Here is a 21424-nt window from a genome sequence, read left to right on the forward strand (position 1 = left end):
GTTCGAAACATTCGTCTCGAATCTTAACACCTAAACCATCGCCAGGGTACTACCACGTAGAGCAATGGTGGATCAGTCACGACAGTTCGACAGGCGGAAGTACCTGCAACTATCCGGTGCGGTGGGACTCGCTGGCGTCGGCCTCGCTGGCTGCCTCGAGGATGCCAACGGCGACGACGACGCCGGGACGGACGACGACGACGCTGACGACGATGCTGATGACGATAGCCAGGAGATCGTCGCCGGAACGGCCCCCGGATTCGAGCCGTTCGAGATGGTCATCGACGGCGAACTCGTCGGCTTCGACATCGATCTGCTCGAGGCCGTCGTCGAGGAGACCGACTACGAACTCGCTGGCTGGGAAGAACTCGAGTTCGACGGCCTCATTCCAGCCCTCGAGAACGAGAACATCGACGTTATCGCGGCCGCGATGACCATCACCGACGAGCGAGAGGAGACGATCTCGTTCAGCGACTCCTACTATAGCGCTGACCAGTCGGTACTCGTCCAGAGCGGCGGCGACGTCCAGCCCGACGACCTCGAGGACCTCGAAGGCCTGAACGTCGGTGCCCAGTCGGGGACGACCGGCGAGGGGATCGTCCAGGACGAACTGATCGACGAGGGCCTGATCGACGAGGGCGACTACGACTCCTACGACAACTACGTCCTCGCCGTCGAGGAACTCGAACGCGGGACGCTCGATGCGATCATCATCGACGAACCGGTCGCCGAATCGTTCGCTGCCGACCGTGAGGTCGAAATCGCGTTCACCTTCGAGACGGGTGAGGAGTACGGCTTCGGCGTTCGACAGGACGACGACGACCTCCAGGCTGCGCTCAGCGAGGGCATCGAGGCCGTCGAAGAGTCGAGTGAGTACGACGAGATCACACAAGAGTGGTTCGACGAGTAACCTGAGTACATGCTAGGTGCGCTCGTCGAGCCGTCTGTGGCCGCGCTGGCGGTCTCGCTGTCGGCGTTGCTCGATCCGTCGGTATCGGTTTCGATAGCGGATGCGATCCAGCCCGCCTTCCTCGAGGGGTTCGTCTCGACGTACCTCGGTGACGACTGGCAGTTCGTCTATCGAAACGCGGACTACTTGCTATGGGGTGCGGGCGTGACCGTATTGCTGACGCTTACGAGCATCCTTCTCGGCTTCATCGCCGGCTTTCCAGCGGGAGCGATCGAGGTGTACGGCTCTGGTTACTCGAAGGCGTTCGTCAGGAAAACCGGCGTCCTGATCCGTGGGACGCCGATCCTGGTGATCATGATATTCACCTATTTCGTGTTACCGATCGAGATCGTCCTCGTGGCTGCCGAACTCGGGCTGCGAGCGCTCGAGTTCGTGCTCGGGCCGACGCCGGTCGCCGTCCCGACGGACGTCCCCGAGGCGTTCATCGCGGCGACGATCGCGCTGGGCTTTCGGAGTGCGGCTTACCAGTCTCAGATCTTCCGTGGCGCACTCCAGAGCGTCGACGACGGGCAGATGGAAGCCGCCCGTTCGATCGGCATGAGCCGACTCGAGGCGATCCGACACGTGATGGTCCCACAGGCGATGCGTCGGAGCGTCCCTGGCTTTCAAAACGAGTTCACCATCGTCTTGAAAGACACGTCGATCGCGTTCGCGATCGGCCTCGGCGAGTTGTTAAAGCGCAGCCACGACCTCTTTATTCAGGAGACGACCGCCGTACTGGAGGTAATTATCTTCATCAGCCTGATCTACTTCGTGCTGACGTTCGGTACGAATCGGCTGCTCGATTACCTGAGTTACAGATTTGCGATTCCGGGTGAGTCAACGTGACCGATACCGAGACGACTACCGAGTCGACCGACGTGAAGCATCGTTCCCAGTCGCTGTTGCGGATCGAGGACGTCTATAAGTCCTACGGCGACGAGCGCGTCCTCCGTGGCGTCTCCCTCGAGATCGACCGCGGTGACGTCGAGGTGCTCGTCGGCCCGTCCGGCTCGGGCAAATCGACCCTACTTCGGTGTCTCAACCGACTGACCGAGGTCAACGATGGCCAGATCTATCTCGGTGACCTCGAGGTGACCGGCGAGACGAACGCCGACGAGATCCGCCAGCAGATCGGCATGGTGTTCCAGGACATCAACCTGTTTGCCCACCTCACGGCGCGCAAGAACATCATGCTCGGCCTCCAGAAGGTCCGCGGGATGGACAAAGAGGACGCGCGCGACCGCGCGGACGCCGAACTCGCACGGGTCGGGCTGGCCGATCAGGCGGAGTCGTATCCGGCCCAACTCTCCGGCGGACAGAAACAGCGCGTCGGTATCGCCCGCGCGCTCGCGATGGACCCCGAAGTGATGCTGTTCGACGAGCCGACGAGCGCACTCGATCCCGAACTCAGTAACGAGGTGCTTGCAGTCATGCGCGAACTCGTCGCCGAGGGAATGACGATGGTCGTCGTTACCCACGAGATGCGCTTCGCTCGCGGAGCCGCCTCGAGTATTTCCTTCCTCGAAAACGGCGAGATCGTCGAACGCGGCTCGCCCGATCGAATGTTCGACGACCCGACCCACGAGCGAACGAAACGCTTCTTCGAGAGCATCAGCCATGAGTGACGCCCGTCCCTGCGAGGGGTCCAGTTTCCGTCGCGGAGGTGTCCGTGCGTAAATGAGCGTCTCGAAAGGGCTCGGTCTCGAGCGACTGCGCGCCTCGAGCATCAGCGGCGAGCGACAGGTCTTGTTCGCAGCCCTCGCCGTCTTTTGGGCCTGGCTGCTCGTTCGCTGGGTGTACGACTTTACGCTCGGTCGGTGGGGCGTCGGTCCCGGTGCAGGCGAGAACTTCATCTCACCCGCGCCGGTCGAGGCCGTCGCCGCGACGCTCGAGGGCTCGGTCGTCGCCCTCGGCCCCGTTCGGCTGCCGGTCGACTGGCTCGCCGCACTCGTCGATGGCGTCGCCCTCGCGATCGACATCGGCCCTGCGTTAGCGACCGGTGCGTGGTATACGGTCGTCATCACGTCGGTTGCGATCGTTCTCGGCTTCTTCATCGCCGTTCCGATGGCGGTGCTACGCGTCTATGGCGGGCCGTTCCGCTGGGTTTCACTGGCGTATACGGAACTGATCCGGGGGACGCCGCTTCTCGCGCAGCTGTTCGTCCTCTACTATACCCCGTATTTAGCGATCTGGCTCAACGACATGGAAACCGTCGGACAGGGGTTCGTTCCCGATTACGCCTTCTGGATCGCCATCATCGGCTTTACGATCAACGGCTCGGCGTATCAGGCCGAGTACATCCGCGGCGCACTCGAGAGCGTCGACGAGGGCCAACTCACGGCGGCCCGCGCACTCGGCCTCTCGAAACTCGAGGGCATCCGACACGTCGTGTTGCCCCAGACGCTGCGGTATGCCATCCCGGCGTGGACGAACGAACTCGTCTACCTGATCAAGTACTCCTCGCTGGCGGGCTTTATCACCGTCCCGGAGCTGTACTACCGTGCGAGTCGAATCGCCTCCTCGACGTTCGAGTACACCCCGATCTTCACGCTGCTCGCGCTGGTGTACATCGGCATCGTCCTGTCGGCGACCGAACTCATGAGCGACGTCGAACGGCGCGTCTCCGTTCCCGGCATTGGCGGCGCTGACGGTCGCCAGCAAGGCGGGACAGAGTAGCGTCGACTCGAGGCGACGCTCAGTTCGTCGTCGACTTCGACGTGTTGTCGGGCTCCGGCGGCGGTTCGACACCCTCGATCGCCTCGGCCGCATCGGTGTCTTTCTCGACCTCGACGTGCCAGCGGTCGACCTCGTCTTCGTACTCCGCGAGCAATGCCGAGATGTCGTCTTTCAACACGTCGTCGTTGACGTTGACCTCGAAGACGAACCCCTCGCCGTTGTCCACGCCGCGGGTCGACTGCTGGATGTTCGCGCTGACGAGTTCGTTGTCGAAGTAGTACGGTGCGAGCTGGGTCATCACGTTCTGGTAGACGGTGTCCTCGACGCGTCGCAACGCTTTTCGACCCGCCGAGTCGGCGGCCCGCGCGACGTAGTCGATCGACTCTTTCCAGTTGTCGACGGCCGCCCCGGTGTCGTCTTCCTCGAGTTGTTCGTAGGACTCCGAGAGCTTCTCGCCGGCGGTCTTGATGTCTTCGTCGGGCCGTTTACCCGCCTTCTCACCTTTGCCTTCCTCGACGTGGGCCTGCTCTGCGGTCTTCTCGTTGACGTCTCTCTCGAGAGTTTCGTGGGCTTTCGGTCGCCACTCGTCCCATTCATCGAACGCGCGGGCGAACCTGGCGTCGTGATCGCCGTCGGGGTCGTGAACGCCGGCGTCGCGGAGCGCGTGCGTGATACGTTCGCCGTGTTCGACGACGTCGCCCCAGTCGCCGCGAACCTTGAACCCCGAGATACTCTCTTCCATTCGACTGGCGCGGTGGTAAGGCGTCGACCGCTATAAACTTCGTTGCTCCGACGAAAAGCGCCGCCCTCCCAGATCTTAGCCGATCGATCCCGTCGGTCGCTCACCTGTTCTCACAGGCCGTGCTCGCTCGACGCGCCACTGCCCTGGCTCAGAAGCGACTCACAGCTGTGTTGAATCGGTCGCCGATGCTCGAATCCGTCGCGAATCGGGGCTCCCATGAGCCGTGTCCCACTCGCCGACCGAGAGAGTAACACGCACTCGACGCGGACCGATACCATCAACTGCACAGCCCGTGGCGGTTATCGTATGCCGATCGAAGACCGGGATAACGCCTATCTCGTTACCCACGCACTGGCCAAGGACACCCTCTCGCGGCTGCGAGACGTCGAGACGGAACAGGTAAGCTTCCGCAAAGGACTCGTCAAGCTCGGGCGCATCTGTGGCTACGAGATCATCGACGGCCGCATGGAGACTGAGTACGTCGAAATCGACACCCCGCTCGAGGAGACTATGGGCGAGCGCGTGAAGGGACTCGACGACGTCGTCATCATCAACGTCCTGCGCGCGGCGACGCCGTTCGTCGAGGGGCTGTTGAAAGCGTTCCCGCGGGCCCGACAGGGCGTCATCAGCGCGAGCCGCGACGAGGAAGCTGGCCGCGACGAAGACGGTTCGTTCCCCATCACCGTCGACTACGTGAAACTGCCCGAGATCACCGAAGACGACACCGTCATCGTCGCCGACCCGATGCTCGCGACGGGCTCGACGATGGGGACGGTTCTCGAGCACGTCATCGAAAACTCCCCCGAACCCGAACACCTGATCGTCCTCTCGGCGGTCTCAGCGCCTGAAGGGTTGCTTCGCGTCAGCGAGGAGGTTCCCGAGGCCGACCTGCTGACGGTCTCGATCGACGACCGACTCGACGACGACGGCTTCATCGTCCCCGGACTGGGCGACGCCGGCGACCGCGCGTTCCGAACGACCTGATCCGACTCCCTTCTCGGCGACGGGCATCGGCGCTCGAACGGACACAGACGGACTCCCACAGCCAAGGCAACCCGCAGCGACGTGTCGATCACTCCTCGTTCTCACTCGGCGCGCTCGAGAGTCCCGCGTTCTGCTCGCGCTCGAGGGCTGGCAGCGCGTCGTGGTACGCGGAGTAGCCGTCGAACCAGCGGACGATGCGCTCGAGTCGGTCGACGACGTGGGCGGGTTCGCCGGATCGGGAGAGTTCGTGGCCCTCGCGTGGGTAGCGGACGAGCCGGGTGTCGACGCCGTGTTTCTGCAGGCCGAGGTAGAACAGTTCGGCGGTGTTCGCGGGCGTCCGGAAGTCCCGATCCGAGTGGAGCACGAGCGTCGGTGTGTCGACCTCGGGGACGTGGGCGACCGGCGACTGCTCCCAGAGGAACGCGGGTTCTTCCCAGGGCGTCGTGGCGAAATCGCCCTCGAGGAGGTGGAAGGCGTCGGTCGAGCCGTAGAAGCCGGTGAGGCCGTAGACGCCGCGCTGAGAGACGGCCGCGGTGAAGCGGTCGGTGTGGCCGACGGCCCAGGCGGTCATGAACCCGCCGAAGCTGCCGCCGGTGACGAACACTTCCGCTTCGTCGACGTACTCGCGTTTGCACACTTTATCGACGCCGGCGAGCACGTCGGTCAGCGTCACCTCGCCCCAGTCGCGCTCGATTGCCATCGCGTGGTCTTCGCCGTAGCCGGTCGAGCCTCGTGGGTTACACCAGAAGACGACGTAGCCGCGAGCGGCGAGCGTCTGGAACTCGTGCCACATCGTCCCCGACGTCGTCCACTGGGCGTGGGGACCGCCGTGGATTTCGACGACGAGCGGGTAGCGTTCGTCGGTGTCGTCGGCGTCGAACGTCGGCGGCGTCAACAGCCAGCCCTGGATCGATTCGCCCTCGCTTTCGAATCTGATCTCTTCGGGCTGGCGCACTGCTCGCTCCGAGAGGTACCCGTCGTTGATCCGGGTCAGCCGGTGGACCTCGTTGCCTCCGCGGGTCGTGACGAAGACGTCGCCGGGATGGTCCCACTCGCTCTGGACGTACGCGACCGCGTTCTCGCCGACCGAAACCTCCTCGACGGTCGCGCCGTCGCCGTAGATCCGCCGTGGCTCCGCGCTCGCGTCGGCCGGGACGGCCCAGCACACCTGCGACCCTTCATCAGGCGTCAGGAAATACAGCTCCTCGCCGTCGGGCGTCCACTCGACGCCGACGCCGCGGGCGATGGTCCGATCGAGCGGGTCGGTCGGCGTCACTTCCGCGTCCGTCTCGGGATCGTAGACGCGAATGTCCGTCTGGCGCATCGATGCCTGCTCCTCGGGGGTGTACTCGAACGCGACCCGGCCGTCTTCCGTCGCCGCCAGCGAGTTTGGGCCGAGCCAGCCGGTCGTCTCGGTCACTGCTTCGACGTCGCCCGTCTCGAGGTCGTGGGCCAGCACCGCATAGCGCAGCGAGTGGTCGGGCTCTTCGCCGACCTTGCTTGCATAGTAGACCGTCCCGTCGTCACCCCACGTCGGCGCGATGTGGTCTGCGTCGCCGTCGGTCAGACGGGTGATCGACCGGTCCGCGGCCTCGGCGTCATCGTCCGAACTCGAGTCACTTCCCTCGGGACCCTCCTCGAGCGCCGCCGCAACGTCCAGCACGTAGACGTGGCTCCGTCGGCCGTCGAAGTATTCCGTGGCGGCACGGTAGATCGAGCGGTCGATCACGCGCGGATCGGGTGTTTCGAACTCGTAGTCGGGGTCGACCGCGTAGTCGCGACCGTCCTCGCGGTCCGCGGCAGTGACCGACTGGCTGAAACAGAGCTGCGAGCCGTCGGGGCTCCACTCGAGGCTCCCAACGCCGCCGACGACCTGAGTTAGTTGGTGAGCCTCGCCACCGTCGGTCGGCAGGAGCCAGACCTGCTCGCGGTCGCCTGCGCCGCGCGTGCTTACGAAGGCCAAGAGGTCGCCGTCTGGACTCCAACGGGGCTGGCTGTCGACGCCGTCGTTGGCCGTAAACTGCCTTGTCTCGTCGCCGCCGACGGGGACGACGTGGACCGTTGCGGTGTACGAGTCGTCGTCGGGTCGACGACGGACGAATGCGATGCGGTCGCCCTCGGGTGACAGCTGGGGGTCCTCGGCGTGGACGAGGTCGTGGTAGTCGCGTGCTTGGATCTCGTTCATACTCGATAGAAACATCGACTGGGTGAAATGACTTCTGTCGCACTGATCCGGCGTCGCCGCGACGAGGGCACGGCTATCTCACCGTCGACAACGGTGGTGGCTGGCTGCCAAACCACATATGCCTGGTACATTTTCTTACAGACAGACGAGCGGTGATCGCGTTCTTCCTCCCGCTGAACAAGGTACTCGTCCCGTTCGCGTTCGTCTTCTCACAGGGTATCCTGCTCCACCGCGACGGCGCGGTTGTCTCCGTTTTCCTGATGGTGCCGGAGATCCCGCTGTTGATCGCCGAGGGTCTGCTCGCGATGGCCGGTGTTCCCTCGGCGCTGACGATCTTCGCGGTCACCTTCCCGCTGCGGCTGGTCGGCCTGGCGATTCTCGTCGGGCTCACTTACCAGAACCGCTCACGCACACCGGAACCGACCGGTGAACCCGCTGCTCCCGCGGCCAGCGACGCCTGAGTGCTCGCACTCCCCGTTCTCACTCCGCTCGGTTTATCCGCGGCCACTGCCACCCGTCGGCCTGAACGATCCCCAGGAGCTTTCGTCGGCGGTCATCGAGATCATCGGTCGCGTCCGCAAACGCCTCGTCCTCGACTGTTGGCACGCCCCGCTCGCGCAGTTGCTCGAGGTCCGGCTCCGGCGGCACGTCTTCGGCCGGCTCGATGAACGCCGTATCCAGCGTCTCGAGATAGCTGTCGACGCTCGAGCGGGCGTCTGCGACCAGCGTCGGATTCGGTGCCGCGTCGTCGGGAATCCCGTGGCGATAACACGTCAGTGCTTCGTCAAGGATTGGAACGGCAACCGCTGATGCCCGGTCGCTTCCCTCGCTGTGGTAGTAGTGGAGGATCGGGTAGGACTTGTGCTGGTCGGCGAGCACCGAGAGGTCGTCGGCCATCGACTCGAGGGGCAACTCGAGGCCACGAAACTCCTCGTCGCTCCAGGAGGTCGCAACGAAGGCTTCGGGCCGCTCGCCGAGGCCGGTGACGTCGCTGGCGAACGACCGTTTCTGTGAGACGGCACCCAGCACTGACAGCAGATACGAGACCGCGAGCGTGACGAAGGCCATCCCGGTCGCCGTCGTGAACGCGCTGGCGATTTCCCAGGTGCCCGTCGTGGGCGTGTAGTCGCCGTTGCCGTTCGTGAACATCGTGTACGCGACGTAGTAGAACCGGCCGGTCCAGTCCGCTGGCTGGCCAGTGTGTGCACTGACCAGCGCCGTCGAGCCGCCGGCGAACAACAGCGTCCAGCCGACCCAGAGCAGGCCGATCCACGTCGCGAGCGTCGCTGCGAGGATGAGCGGGCCGGCAAGCGAGAGCGCCCGCGAGCGATTCTTTCGTATTCGACGGAGACCCCGCCAGATACCGGTCGTCAGGCGACCCGAGATCGGCCCGGAGCCGCCGTCGACCCACAGCGTCGTCCAGAGAAGGTCCACGACGACGAGAACGAGGATGACGATACCCGCGACGAGAAAAACCGGTTGCATGTGACAGGCATTCGCCGCGAACGACCGTTAACGATCGGCCGGCGAATCCGTCGACCGATATCGATCGAAGAGTATCCCGTTCGCTGACTATGCCGGCGAACCGGTCGGTAGAGATCGACGATGGATCGAGAACGCGGCGTCAACCGGACGTCGCTCGAGCGACGCGGGTGGACGATTACTCGAGCAGACCGAGGTCTTCGAGTCGAGAGACGATCTTGTCGACGGCGTGTTCGGCGTCTTTGGGCTTCTTGCCGCCCGTGATGACGAGTTTGCCGGAGCCAAACAGGAGCGCGACGACCTCGGGTTCGTCGAGTCGGTAGACGAGCCCGGGGAACTGCTCGGGCTCGTACTCGATGTTCTCGAGGCCGAGACCGATCGCGATCGCGTTCAGGTTGAGGTTGCGACCGAGGTCCGCGGAGGTGACGATGTTCTGGACCACGATCTCGGGGTCTTCGTTCACCTGAATCTGGAGTTCACGGAGTTTGTCGAAGACGATACGAAGACTCTCGTGAACGTCGTCGGTGCTTTTCGCGCCGGTGCAGACGATCTTCCCCGACCGGAAGATCAACGCGGCGGATTTAGGATTTTGAGTGCGGTAGACGAGACCGGGGAACTGCTCGGGGTCGTAGTCGGCCCCCTCGAGGTCCATTGCGACGCTCTGGAGGTCGAGTTCCTGTCCGATGCCGGTCGACGCCACCACGTTTTCGATGTTGATGGTGTCCTTCGGATCCGTCATAAACCAGTTAAAAAGACGTATTTAAGGTTTATAAAGGTTGGTGCCGCCCACCGGAATGACCGGTATATATGACTGTATCGGCTGACGAAACGGTGTTCTCCGAGAGTGCTGAACGGACCGTTCGCTGCAAACTCGTCGTCCTGGCTGTTTCAAACACGAACGCTATCGGGTAGCCAACCGGACTCCAGTCGTCCCGACACTCGAGTCGAGACGGCTGTTTGGAAAACGTTTAGTCGAGTCGGTTGAAATCACGGGCGTACCCCACGGCCGACGGCGTACCAATACAGCGATCTGAACCTTTCTTCCCTCTCACGCTCAAATGACTCCTCCGTTTCTGTCACTCGAGATGTTCCCTGCACCGATGCTCGAGGATCCGGTGTACGTGTTCACCCTCGCGTTAGCCGTATTCCTCCTCGGGCCGTTACTGATCAAACGACTCGGCCAACCCGGGATCGTCGGCATCGTTCTTTTCGGCGTCGTGATCGGACCGAACGGGACTGGACTCGTCGAACACGGCGACGCCATCGAACTGCTCGGTACGGTCGGATTGGTCTATCTCCTGTTTACCGTCGGTCTCGAACTCAACTTACGCGGGTTTCAACAGGCACCACAGAATGCAGCGATATTCGGCCTGACGAGTTTCTTCATCCCACTGTTAGCCGGCATCGCTGTCTGTACGACGCTTCTCGGGTTCGACTTCTGGCCTGCGTTGTTGCTCTCTGCGGTGTTCGCCTCACACACCCTGCTCGCATATCCCCTGGTCAGTCAGTACGACGTCACGCAGAACCCGGCCGTGACGGCTGTCTTCGGTGGTATCCTATTTACTGACACGATCGCGTTGACGATTCTGGCGATCGTCCTCGGCGTCGCAGAGGGTGGGCTTTCTGCACTTCTCGTGGTACAGATTTTCCTCTCGCTTGCGATTCTGTTCGGCGTCGTCTGGTTCGTGATCCCACCGGTCGCCCGGTGGTTCTTCCACAATCTCAGCGACGAGAGCTACTTCGAGTTCCTCTTCGTGCTCCTCGGCGTCTTCGCCGCGGCGAGTCTCGCGGAAGTCCTCGGTATCGATGCCATCCTCGGTGCGTTCGTCGCCGGGCTCGCGTTCAATCGGCTGATCCCATCGGGCGGGACGCTGATGAACCGGATCAACTTCGTCGGAAACGCCTTTTTCATCCCGTTTTTCCTGTTGCACGTCGGCATGCTCGTCGACGTCGGCGTCATCCTCGACGGCTGGCGAACTCTCGAGGTCGCCGTGGCCATTATCGGGACGATGCTCATCGCCAAGGCGATTGCTGCGGGACTCGTGAGCCGAATTCTCGGCTTCGGACCCAACGAGACGGGTGTCATGTTCGGCCTCTCGAGTGGCCAGGCCGCGGCTGCACTGGCGATCACCCTGCTGGGATTCGAGGTGGGACTGTTCGGGTCCGACGTGCTCAACGCGGTCGTGTTGATGTTGCTCGTGACGGCCATCGTCAGCCCCTGGGTGACCGAACGCTACAGCCGGCGGCTGGCACTCGCTGAAGACGTCGATCCCACGGGTGACGACTCCGTCGACCCCCGCATTTTGCTCCCTCTCGTACCTGGCTCCGAGCACCAGCGTGATCTCCTCGAGTTCGCGTTCGTCCTTCGGGACCGGTACGGGACCAGCCCGATTCACCTGCTGTCGGTCGTTCGACCCGACGCGAGCGGAAAGACGGAAACACAGGTCGCCGAGGTCGAATCGGAACTCGAGGACGTTGCCGAGTTCGCCTACGCCGCAGAGACGCCGATCGAGACCGAAACGCGGGTAAACCACAACGTCGCTTCGGGGATCGTCAGGGGTGCCATCGAGACGCGATCCGACCTCGTCGTCCTCGGCTGGCAAGGAACCCAGTCGTTCGGCCAGCGCATCTTCGGGAGCACCATCGATCAGGTCCTCGACCAGACGTCGCTACCGGTGTTCGTCACGCACTTCGGCCATCCCGTGAACACGACGAGCCATCTTCACGTCGTCCTCCCCCGCGGCGTCGATCACCACGACGGGTTCTACGAGGGCGTCTACAAGACCAAGCGACTGGCCGACGTGCTCGGTGTGCCGATTACCGTCTACGTCTTCGAGGCGAACGTCCACCAGTATCAGCAGCTGTTCGACCTCGTCGAAATCGACGTTGGCGCGACGTTCGAGTCAGTCGCCTCCTTGGACGAGTTACAGCGACGGCTGTCGAAGACGACGGGACCTGATGACCTCGTCGTGACACTTTCGGCGAAACCGGGGACGATCGGCTGGCAGGACGAACTCGAGACGCTTCCCAACCGACTCGTCGAACTTCCCTCGCGGTCGTTCGCCGTTCTCTACCTCCGAGACGATGAACCCGAACGCGACACGAGATTCCTCCGGATCGACTGATTTCGCGGCGAGTCGAACCCGCTCGAGCGGCTAGTGCCGACCTTGCGCTCGAGTTGCACGTCCAGCGAGGAGGACCAACACTGCTGCGCCGACGCCCGCACCGATGCTCTCGACGAGGAGCACTGAATCCGTCAGCGCAAGCGTACTGGCGCCGACGAGTGTGGCGGGCACCAGCACGACCGCCGTGGCTGTTCGGTTCCGTCGAATGCGGTTCGTCACGCCCCAGGCGACGGCGGCTCCTACCCCAGCGGCGCCAGTGACCGCAGTCTCCCGGTCGGCACAGACCGCCTCGAGACAGACCGTCCGTGGCGTCGGTCCGAACGCGATACCGGCGGCGACGGCCAGCAGACCGAGAGTCGCTGCAACCGCGAGCGTTCGTCCGGGGTTGTGGCGGGCGAAGCGCTCCATCGCCCAGAGGTAGCCGATGGCGACCGTCAGCCCGGCGACGATGTCGACCAGATAGTGGACGCCGAGGACGACTCGAGAGAACGAGATGGCCACGACGAGAACGCCCGCGAGCGCGAGTCGACGCCGTTGTCGGCCTCCCTCGAGCGACAGTGCGAGCGCGCCGTAGACGACCGCGCCACCGAGGGCGTGGCCGCTCGGGAAGCCGGTCGTCGCGGTCTCGATCAGGTGTAACTCACTCGGCGGCCGACCCAGGGCGAGTATCGCTTTCAGGCCCGCGAGGATCGCACCGCCGCCGATGACGACGCCGAGGAGGGCAATCCCTCGCTCGCGTTCCAGAACGAGCGTTCCGACCACGGTCACACCGACCAGGACCGAGAGATCCCCGAGCCGCGTCATCGCCTCTGCGGCCGGAAACAGCCACTCGGGGACGAGCCGCTGTACCGCCTCGACTTCGCCGAATCCGCGATCCATCGGACCGGTCTACTTCGTCCCTGGGCTTGTCAGTTGGGGGTCGGCAACCGGACGGTGATGGGTGACGTTCCTGCGTCGGATCACCGAAAACGGTAGGCTGATACGCGAGCCCCGGCGTACATCGACCGTGTACCTGCTCGAGCTCGGCGGTGAGGACGACGCGTTCGCAGCGTGTGAGGCGACGAGTGCTGCCACCGGGGTCCGTCGCCTCGCCCCTGGCCTCGCCCTTGCGGACGCCATCGTCTCAGACCGGATTCGCGGGCTGGCCTACACCCACCGCGCGAGCAGTCTCATCGGCCACACCGACGCCGGCGTCGACAGCGCCCGAGCGCTGCTCGAGGCCGCCTCGATCGGCCGTGAGGGCTCGGTCGCGGTACGGGCGACGGACGTCCACGGCTCGACCGGCGTTAGCACGAGCGAGGCCGAACGGACCCTCGGTAAGGTGTTAGTCGACCGCGGCTTCGCCGTCGACCTCGACGATCCTGACCACGTCCTCCGTGCGACGTTCTCGGCCGGTCGACTCGAGCCCGACGGAGCCGTCGAGGCCGACGAGGCCACGGGCGACCTCCTGACACCGCTTTCGGCTTCTGAGGTGGGCGTCGAGGCCGAATCGACCGACGACACTCCGCGCGGAGAGTGCGTCTCGGTCTGTGCGCTGGGATGGCTCACAGCCGAGAGCGTTCGGGACTTCGGCGACCGTGCGCCGACGGACAAGCCCTTCTTCCAGCCTGGCAGTATGGATCCCCTGCTCGCCCGTGCCGTCGCGAACGTCGCGGGTGCCCGTCCCGGTGCGACGATCCTCGATCCGATGTGTGGGACCGGCGGCGTCCTCGTCGAGGCCGGTCTCGTCGGCGCGGACGTCCTCGGCACCGACGCCCAGGCGAAGATGACCGAGGGTGCCCGCGAGAACTTTTCTCACTTCCTCGAGCCCGCGGCCCCCTCGCCCGTCGGCGTTTCTCGCGGCTCCTGGCACGTCGGCCGCGGCGACGCGACCCGACTCCCGCTTGCGGACGGCGCGGTCGACGGCGTCGTCTTCGATGCCCCCTACGGACGCCAGTCGAAGATCGAAACTCATCGCCTCGAAGACCTCGTCTCCGGCGCGCTCACTGAGGCCCGACGGGTCGCGTCCCGGGCCGTCGTCGTCGCCGACCGCTCCTGGGCGACGGCGGCGCGCGAGGCGGGCTGGGAGCTCGAGGCGGCGTTTTCCCGCCGCGTCCACCGATCGCTGACGCGGTACGTGCTGGTGCTTGGCTGATCGGCTGTCCGTCGACGGACCTCCCCAACGGGTGGCAATCGTGGGTCCAATTTATCACCGAGGGGCCCCGACGTCAACACGTCATGAATCCGGAAACACTTCGCGAGAAACTCGAGCAGAACGGCGAACTGATGGTCAAAGTAACGGAGTTCGACTTCCCGCTCGAGCTCCATCTTCACGACACCGAGATCGGTGACGAGGTCGTTACCCTCGACCTCGCCGACGGCTCCCTCGAGTTCGCGGTCGACGAGGTCGTCGCCGCCTGGAAACACTATCACTCCCTGGCCGACTACGGCCTCGAGTGATCGACCGGGAGGTCGTCGGTCGGTCGAGGCGTTAGTAGTCGGCCTCGAGCGCTCGGCGTCGGAGCCGCGCTCCGTCGTCCGTGTCGACGGTGAGTTCGGGAACCGGCTGTGGCGTACCGTCGTCATCGATTGCGACGAAGGTGAACGACGACTCGGTCGTTTTTTCGGTCTCGCCCGTTCGGGGCTCCTCGCGCCAGGCCTGGAGGGCGACGTGGATGCTCGTCCGTCCCGCGTCGTAGACGTACGCCTCGACGAGCGCCGTATCACCGATTCCGATTGGACGCTCGAAGTCGAGTTCGTTGACGCGTGCGGTGACGCAGGTCTCGCCGGCAAAGCGCATCGCTGCCATCGCGCCCACCTCGTCGAGCCACTTCATCAGGGTGCCGCCGTGGAGGGTGTCGTTGTTGTTCGCGTGGTTCGGCTGGACGCGAAATCGATTCTGCAGGTGCGTCTCGAGAACGCTTGGCATAGCGTCCCGTTCGCTCGGGCGCGGGATAACTGCCCGGACTCTCGAGGCCGGCGGCGCTCAAGCGGTTGTGGCGGCGAATCGAGCCCGAGTCGCTCGAACGGTCGCACCGAGCCCGAACATTGCGGCCCCGAGCGAGACGGCCCATCCGAGAGTTGCCGTGTAGTGGCCAGTGAGCAACAGTCCGAGGAGGATCGGCAGCGAGAGGGCCACGGCAGTGATCACGCCGAGCCACAGCGGCCCGCGGATGCCGGAGCCGAACAGCCGATAGAGTCCGAGCCCGGCGAGTGTCCCGATGGCGGCACACGCGACGACCACGTTCGTCGTTCCCAGCTCAGCCAGCGGCGGTGCGTCGTTCGTCGCGAGCAACAGAAAGCCGACGACAGCGGCGATCGTCGACACTCGATCGAGGAGTGGGCCACGACTCGAGGCGAACGGCTCTGCGTCGCGGTCGGTCCCGTCCGAGTCGGCCGTCGGTGCGCTCATTTGTCGTTCTCAGGCGTCTCGTCCAAGTTCGGCAAGCAGGTGCGAGACGTGGATTCGGTCGCTCGACCCCTCTGATAGCTCGAACTCGACGTCGGCGGCCAGCCGGTGGATGCGGGCGAGTTTCTCGCCCTGGTAGCGCTTGCGGGCGACGCCGAGGATCTCTTCGAGGACCTCCTCGCCGTCTAATCCTTCGTCGACGAGCAGGTCGTCGAGAGTCTTGCGCGCGTCGATAAACGCACCCGACTCGGCATCCTCGAGCATCGACTCGACGTCCTCGTCGAGGCCGACCTCGCCGATGGTCTCGTAGGCCGCGCTCATCGTGAGTTCTCCCTCTGCCTCGACGGTCGTCTGGGCGGCGAGGATCGCCTGGCGGAGGTTGCCGTTGGCGTAGCCCGCGACGAACTCGAGGCCGTCGTCGTCGTAGTCGGCGGCTTCGGACTCGACGATCCGCGCTAAGACGGCCGCGGTCTCTTCGGTCGTCGGCGATCGGAAGGGAACGGGGAAACACCGCGAGCGGATCGGCGGGATGAGTTTGGAGGGCTGGCGCGTGGCGATCACGAACTGCGTCGTCCGGTGGTGTTGTTCCATGATCCGTCGCAGCGCCTGTTGGAAGTCCTCGCGGACGTCCTCGGCGTTGTCGAGCAGGATCGTCTTGTACTCGCCCGAAACCGACGCGTAGCTCGCGGACTCTTTGAGGACGCGGTTGATCATGTCGCGTTTGGACAGCCGCGAGCGGCCGACGAGGAACTGCTCGAACCGCGGGTCGTTCTTGATCTCCGTCTTGGTTCGTGAGAAGAAATCAGCGACGTTGATCTCGATCAGGTCGTTGTCGGGGTCTGCGTGTGCCTCGTGAGCGAGCGCGCGCGCTGCGGCGGTCTTGCCGCTGCCCGGCGGGCCCTGCAGGAGGAGGTTGATCGGCTCCTCGACGGCCCGCTGTAAGTACTCGCGAGCGTCGTCCTGTGGCAACTCGGCCAACTCCGGGGCGTGCGTGTCGGTCCACAGCGGCGCGTCCATCGGCCGGCCCTACGGACGGCCGAGGTAAGAATCGGTCGATTACGTCGCCCGTGTGGCGGGTGAGGAGAGGCGATGGACTCGGTGTGACTGTTTTCGGTTCGTTCGGAACGACGACCGAAAGCGGCGATATCCACCGAGAGGCCGCGCTCGATACTTACTGCCGGAGTGAATCGGCCATCCGTGCCGGGAAGCCGAAGATGAGTTCTCGCCACGAGCGTTTTTCCTCGTCCGAACGAAGTCGGGCTCGGAGACGCTGGCTGAACAGTTCGACGAGCAAAATCAGGACGAAGATCACGAACAGCGTCGCCATCATCTCCTGATAGTTGAGCTGATTTTGCTGTGCGGCGACGATCGCACCAAGTCCACCGGCACCGATAACCCCGACGGTGACCGCTGCCCGAACGTTGATCTCGAAGATGTACAGCGTCCAAGCGATGAACGAGGTCCGAACCTGACTGAGCATCCCGAAAAAGACGATCTCCGATTTGTTTGCACCGGTCGTCTGCATCGCCTCGATCGGCCCGTCCTCTAGCTCCTCTAGGTCCTCGACAAACAGCCGCCCGAGGTTTCCGATGGTGTTGAAGCCGATTGCGAGCGTGGCAGCAGTCGCCCCGAGTCCAACGAGCGCAACGAAGATGAGCGCCCAGATGATCGCCGGGATCGCCCGAATAAACGACATGACCGCTCGGAAGACGAAATTAAACGGGAACGGGAGGACGCGCTCGGTCGCAAGGATGCTGAAAAGCAGCGCTAGCGGGAAGCCAAGCACCGTCCCTACCAGCCCCATCGCGAGCGTCGTTCCGGCCTCGCCGAAGATCGAGAAGATTCCTAACTCGACGAAGACGAACGCATACAGATCCGTCAGATTAACCGGAAACTGAAAGATCAACGACCCCACCTCCGGATCGTAGATCAGGTTCATGTCCCTGATGAACTCCCAGTAGACGCGAACGTCGATAATCCGGACGGAGAACCCACCGAGGTCCGTTATCTCGGCCATCGGGAAATACTCCGTCATCCGACTCGAGAAGTGACCCCACGTGAAGTCCGTATCGTCGTCGAAAAACTCCGTCGCTGCAAAACCTTGATATGTTAGAAATCCTAAGAGCCCGGCCAGCGCAGCCCAGCCGATCGCTCGCTGTTTGCGCGTCTCCTTGATGCTCTCGAACTGGCGATTTATCTCATCGTCGCCGTCGGATGGCTGTTGATCGACGACACCACCATCCGGCATCGGCTCTAGTGAGTCTGTATCCACCCGTTCTTGCTCGTCACGTGCGCCCTCCGTCCGGACGGCACGCTTCGAGTCCCGGCTATCGCCGTCGGCTTGATCAGCTGGTCCACGTTTCTGCATATGAATTATGATGTCGTCTCCTGTCTGGATGTGGCGGATGAGTGTGCGTCACCGGTCGACCTCTCGCCGACGAACATCCCGTCCGTATCGATATCGCCGTATATCTTATCGATTGCATCGAGGGTCAACTCATCCCGATAGCCATCGAACACCTTCTTTCCGTTATGTAATCCGATAAACCGCTCACCGTATTTCCGTGCGATGTTGACTTGATGTAGGCTGATGAACGTACTCAAATCCCGATCGTCCGACGCCCGCCGGAGATAGCGCATTACGTCCTGTGCACTTCCCGGATCCAGACTCGCAACGGGCTCGTCAGCAAGGAGCACCTCTGATTCTTGGACCAAGGCTCGAGCGATGCCCACCCGTTGCTGTTGGCCACCGCTCATTCGACGAGTCTTCTGTTCGGCTTCGTCGAGCAATCCAACGGTGTCGAGCGCACGGAGCGCTCGCCGTTTTTCCTCCTTGCTCTGGAGTCTGAAAATGTTCGAGAGGAGGCCGGTCCGATTGATGCCGCCAGTGAGTGCGTTCGAGTAGGCGGACATGTCGCCGATGAGGTTGTGCTGCTGGAAAATCATCGCGACATCGGGTCGGGGGGCGGTCATCGGTTCCCCGTTGATCAGAATGCGTCCCTCGGTGGGTTCGTTCAGCCCACACATACACCGTAACAGTGTCGATTTTCCGGACCCGGAAACACCGAGGATGATGACGAACTCGTTTTCCTCGACTTCGAACGAGAGGTTCTCGAGGGCGACGGTGTCTCCGTAAGTTTTTCTCAGTCCATCGACGACGATCTTACTCATTACTCAAATCGGTAACTTCTCGGTTGTGGTTGTTTGGTTGGTCGCGGTTGCCGGGTCAGCTATGCCAGGTCGTCGTAGTCGATGCCGAGATCCGCTGCGAAGTCCGCGATCGGATCGTAATCGGACGCGTCGGCCTCCTGAATACCCGTAAACCAGAGCAGGTGGTCGTCGAACTCCTGCCAGTCGTCCGCATCGACGTCCCAGTCGTCGATGTCGAAGTCGTCGTCCTCCTCGAAGGCATCGAGCACCTCGTCGTCGATGTCCAAGGCCAGGTCTTCGGCTAACTGGTGTGCATCGTGGCCCAGGACGTCTTCGTCCGCGTTGATCAGGAACTCGTCGATCTCCGCTCGGAGGTCATCGTCCCACTCACCGTTTGCCACGATCGGTGCTCGTGGAAGCGGTGGTGACGCCTCCAAAAGCCGGAGATCGGTGCTGTCCGAGCCTGCTCCGTCGAATTCGGCGGAGATGTCCGCGACCTCCGGGAAGTTATCCGCTATCTCGTCCGGTGAGATGTTCGGAATCGTCACGAACTCTCCTGCACCGGCCGCAGCGATCGAGTCGTCGTCCATGAGCTGGCCGAGGGCAATGTCGTGTGCCTGATCGCCGATCCACTCGAAGTCCTCCGCCGATCCACCGTCGACTGCGTTCCCGAGGTCGAGCCCGTTATCTTGGAGCATCCACAGCGCCGCAATGCCACCGGAAATAGAGCCGAGACTCCCACCAACGACGGTCTCTCCGTGCAGGTCGTCTACGCTCTCGATGTCGCTGTCCGCTCTCGCGACGAGCGTCGAAAAGTACTGTGCCGCACCGAACTGGATACGCATTCCACAGACGCTGACGTCGCTTCCGAGTTCGAGTACGGCCACCGGGGACGTATCGGCGAGCATCCTGTCGCCTTCCCCTGCTCGAGAGAGGTTTTCGACGGTTGCGTTGTACGTCTGTGCGACCGTCGTACGCACTTCGACGTCGAACTCCTCTTCGATGCTCCTGATCAGCGGTCCGTACTGTACTTCGATATCCAGCGTCTCTTCGGCGGGGTTCAGGACGAACTCGATGGTGTCGGTCTCCTCACCATCGTCGTCTGCCCCCGTTTCCACACAGCCAGCCAGCGCAAGGGCACCCGCGGCCCCCGATGCAGTTAAAAATCGACGCCTTGTTTTCCCACCGACGGAGTACTCCGGCATTCCGGTTGGGTGTTACTATCACGGTATCAATAATGTTTCTATCCCTGTGATATTGCGAGCCGACGGATCTCCGGCCGGGTGACGCTCCGTTGGCCCGACAACCGTTCGGATTTTGTACCAGTGCCAACGAGGGAGTGACATGGTCTGTCAACTCCGAATCGGCTGCCGCGGACTGGCTGGGGTGTGGAAGTCGGCTGCCTGTTCATGCGCCACAAGACCTCAGTCTGTGAGCCGCCGTCGGAACGGCGGCAACCGAAGACAGCCGTCCATCGAGCTCGAGTACACAGTCGAGGATCCCGCCGCGGGCCACGACGTCCCCCTCGAGAGCGCCCACGCATCCGTTACCGAATGACCCTGATCAAAGACGCCATCCACGACTACATCGAGCTCCGTCCGATGGCGGAGGCGGTGCTCGACACCCCCGAAATGCAGCGACTCCGTGCGATTCGCCAGCTGAGTACCGTCCAGTTCGTCTATCCGTCGGCGAATCACACTCGCTTCGAACACAGCCTGGGGGTGTATCACCTTGCGTCACAGGCCGTCGACCGACTCGAGGTGGACGCCGACCTCGCCGAACGGCTTCGGGCGGCGGCGCTCGTCCACGACGTCGGCCACGGCCCGTTTGGCCACCAGACCGAAGCCGCCATCGAGCGCCACCTCGGTCGACACCACGACGAGATTGGCTGGCTGCTCGCCGACACCGAGCTCGGCGACGTTCTCGAGGCTCGCGGCCTCGACCCCGACGCAATCGCCGAAACGGTCGATGGTGGCGGCCCGCTCGGCGAACTCGTCTCCGGCACGCTCGACGTCGACCGCATGGACTACCTCGTTCGTGACGCCCACCACACTGGGGTGCCCTACGGCACGATCGACCACGCTCGACTCCTCCATGCGCTGCGGGTGGTCGACGGTGAACTCACGTTCGAGGCGGGCAACGTCGCCACCGCAGAGAGTGCGCTCATCGCCCGGACCCTGATGAACGTGACTGTCTACCGACACCACGTCTCCCGGATTGCGGGGGCGATGCTCGACCGCGCGAGCGAGCAGTTGCTCACCGGAGGGGACGTCACGGCCGAGCGCTTCGCTCGCTTTACTGACGCCCAGCTCTTAGCGGCGTTCGAACGCTACGAACCGACCGCAGACACCGCCAGACGGCTCCAAGAACGTCACCTGTACAAACGTGCGATCTGGCTTCCCCACGCGAGCGTCCCGGACGGTATCGTCGGCCTCGAGTACGACCGAACTCGAGACATAGAGCGTGAAATCGCCGAGACCGCCGGCGTTCGGTCGGAAGAGGTCATCGTCGACAGCCCCGCCGAACCACACACTCCGGAGTCACGCGTCAGAATCGTCGGTGACGGCGAACGCCGCCGTCTCGAGGAGCGCTCGTCGCTCGTCTCCGGCCTCGAAGCCTGCTCGCGCGAACTCTGGCGATTCGGAGTCTACGCGCCCGAAGCCCACCTCGAGTCCGTCACCGAGGCAGCGGCCGCCGTTCTGGGCGTCGAGGCCGATGTCGTCCCCTAACAGTCCTCTGG

Annotated in this window: 21 protein-coding genes; 10 read left to right on the top strand and 11 right to left on the bottom strand. The window is 63.6% G+C overall.

Annotation, left to right across the window (positions count from 1 at the left end; genetic code table 11):
• Positions 1-64 precede the first annotated feature (64 nt).
• The 4 genes from AArc1_RS02660 to AArc1_RS02675 are packed head-to-tail and all read left to right on the top strand — an operon-like array spanning position 65 to position 3628.
• Positions 65-910: a basic amino acid ABC transporter substrate-binding protein gene (locus tag AArc1_RS02660; RefSeq protein ID WP_117362785.1), complete on the top strand. Its 846-nt coding sequence runs from the start codon at positions 65-67 to the stop codon at positions 908-910.
• Positions 911-919: 9 nt separating this feature from the next.
• On the top strand, positions 920-1798 hold the full coding sequence (locus AArc1_RS02665; RefSeq protein WP_117362786.1) for an amino acid ABC transporter permease: 879 nt from the start codon (positions 920-922) through the stop codon (positions 1796-1798).
• On the top strand, positions 1795-2577 hold the full coding sequence (locus AArc1_RS02670) for an amino acid ABC transporter ATP-binding protein (protein WP_117362787.1): 783 nt from the start codon (positions 1795-1797) through the stop codon (positions 2575-2577). Before AArc1_RS02665 ends, AArc1_RS02670 begins: the two co-directional genes overlap by 4 nt.
• A 52-nt stretch (positions 2578-2629) precedes the next feature.
• Positions 2630-3628: an amino acid ABC transporter permease gene (locus AArc1_RS02675; protein ID WP_117362788.1), complete on the top strand. Its 999-nt coding sequence runs from the start codon at positions 2630-2632 to the stop codon at positions 3626-3628.
• A gap of 19 nt (positions 3629-3647) precedes the next feature.
• Here the strand turns inward: AArc1_RS02675 and AArc1_RS02680 are convergent, their stop codons facing one another.
• On the bottom strand, positions 3648-4370 hold the full coding sequence (locus AArc1_RS02680; protein ID WP_117362789.1) for a DUF5828 family protein: 723 nt from the start codon (positions 4368-4370) through the stop codon (positions 3648-3650).
• Between the two features lie 306 nt (positions 4371-4676).
• On the opposite strand from AArc1_RS02680, the gene upp reads away from it, so the two are divergent.
• Positions 4677-5354 carry a uracil phosphoribosyltransferase gene (gene upp, locus AArc1_RS02685; RefSeq protein ID WP_117362790.1) on the top strand — a complete coding sequence of 226 codons (678 nt, stop codon included), beginning with the start codon at positions 4677-4679 and terminating at the stop codon, positions 5352-5354.
• A gap of 88 nt (positions 5355-5442) precedes the next feature.
• Here the strand turns inward: upp and AArc1_RS02690 are convergent, their stop codons facing one another.
• Positions 5443-7539, bottom strand: coding sequence for a S9 family peptidase (locus AArc1_RS02690; protein WP_117362791.1), 2097 nt, complete (start codon positions 7537-7539; stop codon positions 5443-5445).
• Positions 7540-7691: 152 nt separating this feature from the next.
• On the opposite strand from AArc1_RS02690, the gene AArc1_RS02695 reads away from it, so the two are divergent.
• The gene (locus AArc1_RS02695) at positions 7692-8000 is read left to right on the top strand and encodes a hypothetical protein (RefSeq protein WP_394341229.1); all 309 of its coding nucleotides are present in this window, start codon (positions 7692-7694) and stop codon (positions 7998-8000) included.
• 19 nt (positions 8001-8019) lie between these two features.
• Here the strand turns inward: AArc1_RS02695 and AArc1_RS02700 are convergent, their stop codons facing one another.
• Both AArc1_RS02700 and AArc1_RS02705 read right to left on the bottom strand, forming a co-directional pair.
• Positions 8020-9024 carry a potassium channel family protein gene (locus AArc1_RS02700; protein ID WP_117362792.1) on the bottom strand — a complete coding sequence of 335 codons (1005 nt, stop codon included), beginning with the start codon at positions 9022-9024 and terminating at the stop codon, positions 8020-8022.
• 175 nt (positions 9025-9199) lie between these two features.
• The gene (locus AArc1_RS02705) at positions 9200-9760 is read right to left on the bottom strand and encodes a TATA-box-binding protein (RefSeq protein ID WP_005554970.1); all 561 of its coding nucleotides are present in this window, start codon (positions 9758-9760) and stop codon (positions 9200-9202) included.
• 319 nt (positions 9761-10079) lie between these two features.
• Here AArc1_RS02705 and AArc1_RS02710 point away from each other — a divergent pair, with 319 nt between their 5' ends.
• A complete protein-coding gene (locus tag AArc1_RS02710; protein ID WP_117362793.1) occupies positions 10080-12146 on the top strand; it encodes a cation:proton antiporter in 2067 nt (688 codons plus the stop codon).
• Positions 12147-12176: 30 nt separating this feature from the next.
• On the opposite strand, the gene AArc1_RS02715 is transcribed toward AArc1_RS02710, so the two are convergent.
• Positions 12177-13025, bottom strand: coding sequence for a phosphatase PAP2 family protein (locus AArc1_RS02715; RefSeq protein ID WP_117362794.1), 849 nt, complete (start codon positions 13023-13025; stop codon positions 12177-12179).
• A gap of 127 nt (positions 13026-13152) precedes the next feature.
• Here AArc1_RS02715 and AArc1_RS02720 point away from each other — a divergent pair, with 127 nt between their 5' ends.
• Together AArc1_RS02720 and AArc1_RS02725 are read left to right on the top strand one after the other, a co-directional pair.
• Positions 13153-14280, top strand: coding sequence for a methyltransferase domain-containing protein (locus tag AArc1_RS02720; protein WP_117362795.1), 1128 nt, complete (start codon positions 13153-13155; stop codon positions 14278-14280).
• An 83-nt stretch (positions 14281-14363) separates the two neighbouring features.
• Complete coding sequence (locus AArc1_RS02725; RefSeq protein ID WP_117362796.1) at positions 14364-14585, top strand: hypothetical protein; 222 nt, start codon at positions 14364-14366, stop codon at positions 14583-14585.
• A 31-nt stretch (positions 14586-14616) separates the two neighbouring features.
• Here the strand turns inward: AArc1_RS02725 and AArc1_RS02730 are convergent, their stop codons facing one another.
• The 6 genes from AArc1_RS02730 to AArc1_RS02755 form a co-directional block, all read right to left on the bottom strand.
• A complete protein-coding gene (locus AArc1_RS02730; protein ID WP_117362797.1) occupies positions 14617-15054 on the bottom strand; it encodes an acyl-CoA thioesterase in 438 nt (145 codons plus the stop codon).
• A gap of 57 nt (positions 15055-15111) precedes the next feature.
• Positions 15112-15537 carry a hypothetical protein gene (locus AArc1_RS02735; RefSeq protein ID WP_117362798.1) on the bottom strand — a complete coding sequence of 142 codons (426 nt, stop codon included), beginning with the start codon at positions 15535-15537 and terminating at the stop codon, positions 15112-15114.
• 9 nt (positions 15538-15546) lie between these two features.
• Positions 15547-16551, bottom strand: a complete 1005-nt coding sequence (locus AArc1_RS02740; protein WP_117362799.1) for an AAA family ATPase — start codon at positions 16549-16551, stop codon at positions 15547-15549.
• Positions 16552-16705: 154 nt separating this feature from the next.
• Positions 16706-17902 carry a phosphonate ABC transporter, permease protein PhnE gene (gene phnE / locus AArc1_RS02745; protein ID WP_228442375.1) on the bottom strand — a complete coding sequence of 399 codons (1197 nt, stop codon included), beginning with the start codon at positions 17900-17902 and terminating at the stop codon, positions 16706-16708.
• Positions 17903-17907: 5 nt separating this feature from the next.
• Complete coding sequence (locus AArc1_RS02750; RefSeq protein WP_117362800.1) at positions 17908-18705, bottom strand: phosphonate ABC transporter ATP-binding protein; 798 nt, start codon at positions 18703-18705, stop codon at positions 17908-17910.
• 59 nt (positions 18706-18764) lie between these two features.
• Positions 18765-19889 carry a PhnD/SsuA/transferrin family substrate-binding protein gene (locus tag AArc1_RS02755; RefSeq protein WP_228442376.1) on the bottom strand — a complete coding sequence of 375 codons (1125 nt, stop codon included), beginning with the start codon at positions 19887-19889 and terminating at the stop codon, positions 18765-18767.
• Positions 19890-20237: 348 nt separating this feature from the next.
• Here AArc1_RS02755 and AArc1_RS02760 point away from each other — a divergent pair, with 348 nt between their 5' ends.
• Positions 20238-21413, top strand: coding sequence for an HD domain-containing protein (locus AArc1_RS02760; protein WP_117362801.1), 1176 nt, complete (start codon positions 20238-20240; stop codon positions 21411-21413).
• The last annotated feature ends 11 nt before the right edge of the window (positions 21414-21424 follow it).

Source organism: Natrarchaeobaculum sulfurireducens, assembly GCF_003430825.1.
Classification (GTDB): Archaea; Halobacteriota; Halobacteria; order Halobacteriales; family Natrialbaceae; genus Natrarchaeobaculum; species Natrarchaeobaculum sulfurireducens.

What these genes read in the sequence shown, in the direction of transcription:
- AArc1_RS02660 (WP_117362785.1), top strand. Translation starts at nt 65, where the DNA reads ATGGTGGATCAGTCACGACAGTTCGACAGGCGGAAGTACCTGCAACTA.
- AArc1_RS02665 (WP_117362786.1), top strand. Translation starts at nt 920, where the DNA reads ATGCTAGGTGCGCTCGTCGAGCCGTCTGTGGCCGCGCTGGCGGTCTCG.
- AArc1_RS02675 (WP_117362788.1), top strand. Translation starts at nt 2,630, where the DNA reads ATGAGCGTCTCGAAAGGGCTCGGTCTCGAGCGACTGCGCGCCTCGAGC.
- AArc1_RS02680 (WP_117362789.1), bottom strand. Translation starts at nt 4,370, where the DNA reads ATGGAAGAGAGTATCTCGGGGTTCAAGGTTCGCGGCGACTGGGGCGAC.
- upp (WP_117362790.1), top strand. Translation starts at nt 4,677, where the DNA reads ATGCCGATCGAAGACCGGGATAACGCCTATCTCGTTACCCACGCACTG.
- AArc1_RS02690 (WP_117362791.1), bottom strand. Translation starts at nt 7,539, where the DNA reads ATGAACGAGATCCAAGCACGCGACTACCACGACCTCGTCCACGCCGAG.
- AArc1_RS02700 (WP_117362792.1), bottom strand. Translation starts at nt 9,024, where the DNA reads ATGCAACCGGTTTTTCTCGTCGCGGGTATCGTCATCCTCGTTCTCGTC.
- AArc1_RS02705 (WP_005554970.1), bottom strand. Translation starts at nt 9,760, where the DNA reads ATGACGGATCCGAAGGACACCATCAACATCGAAAACGTGGTGGCGTCG.
- AArc1_RS02710 (WP_117362793.1), top strand. Translation starts at nt 10,080, where the DNA reads ATGACTCCTCCGTTTCTGTCACTCGAGATGTTCCCTGCACCGATGCTC.
- AArc1_RS02715 (WP_117362794.1), bottom strand. Translation starts at nt 13,025, where the DNA reads ATGGATCGCGGATTCGGCGAAGTCGAGGCGGTACAGCGGCTCGTCCCC.
- AArc1_RS02725 (WP_117362796.1), top strand. Translation starts at nt 14,364, where the DNA reads ATGAATCCGGAAACACTTCGCGAGAAACTCGAGCAGAACGGCGAACTG.
- AArc1_RS02730 (WP_117362797.1), bottom strand. Translation starts at nt 15,054, where the DNA reads ATGCCAAGCGTTCTCGAGACGCACCTGCAGAATCGATTTCGCGTCCAG.
- AArc1_RS02735 (WP_117362798.1), bottom strand. Translation starts at nt 15,537, where the DNA reads ATGAGCGCACCGACGGCCGACTCGGACGGGACCGACCGCGACGCAGAG.
- AArc1_RS02740 (WP_117362799.1), bottom strand. Translation starts at nt 16,551, where the DNA reads ATGGACGCGCCGCTGTGGACCGACACGCACGCCCCGGAGTTGGCCGAG.
- phnE (WP_228442375.1), bottom strand. Translation starts at nt 17,902, where the DNA reads ATGCAGAAACGTGGACCAGCTGATCAAGCCGACGGCGATAGCCGGGAC.
- AArc1_RS02750 (WP_117362800.1), bottom strand. Translation starts at nt 18,705, where the DNA reads ATGAGTAAGATCGTCGTCGATGGACTGAGAAAAACTTACGGAGACACC.
- AArc1_RS02755 (WP_228442376.1), bottom strand. Translation starts at nt 19,889, where the DNA reads ATGCCGGAGTACTCCGTCGGTGGGAAAACAAGGCGTCGATTTTTAACT.
- AArc1_RS02760 (WP_117362801.1), top strand. Translation starts at nt 20,238, where the DNA reads ATGACCCTGATCAAAGACGCCATCCACGACTACATCGAGCTCCGTCCG.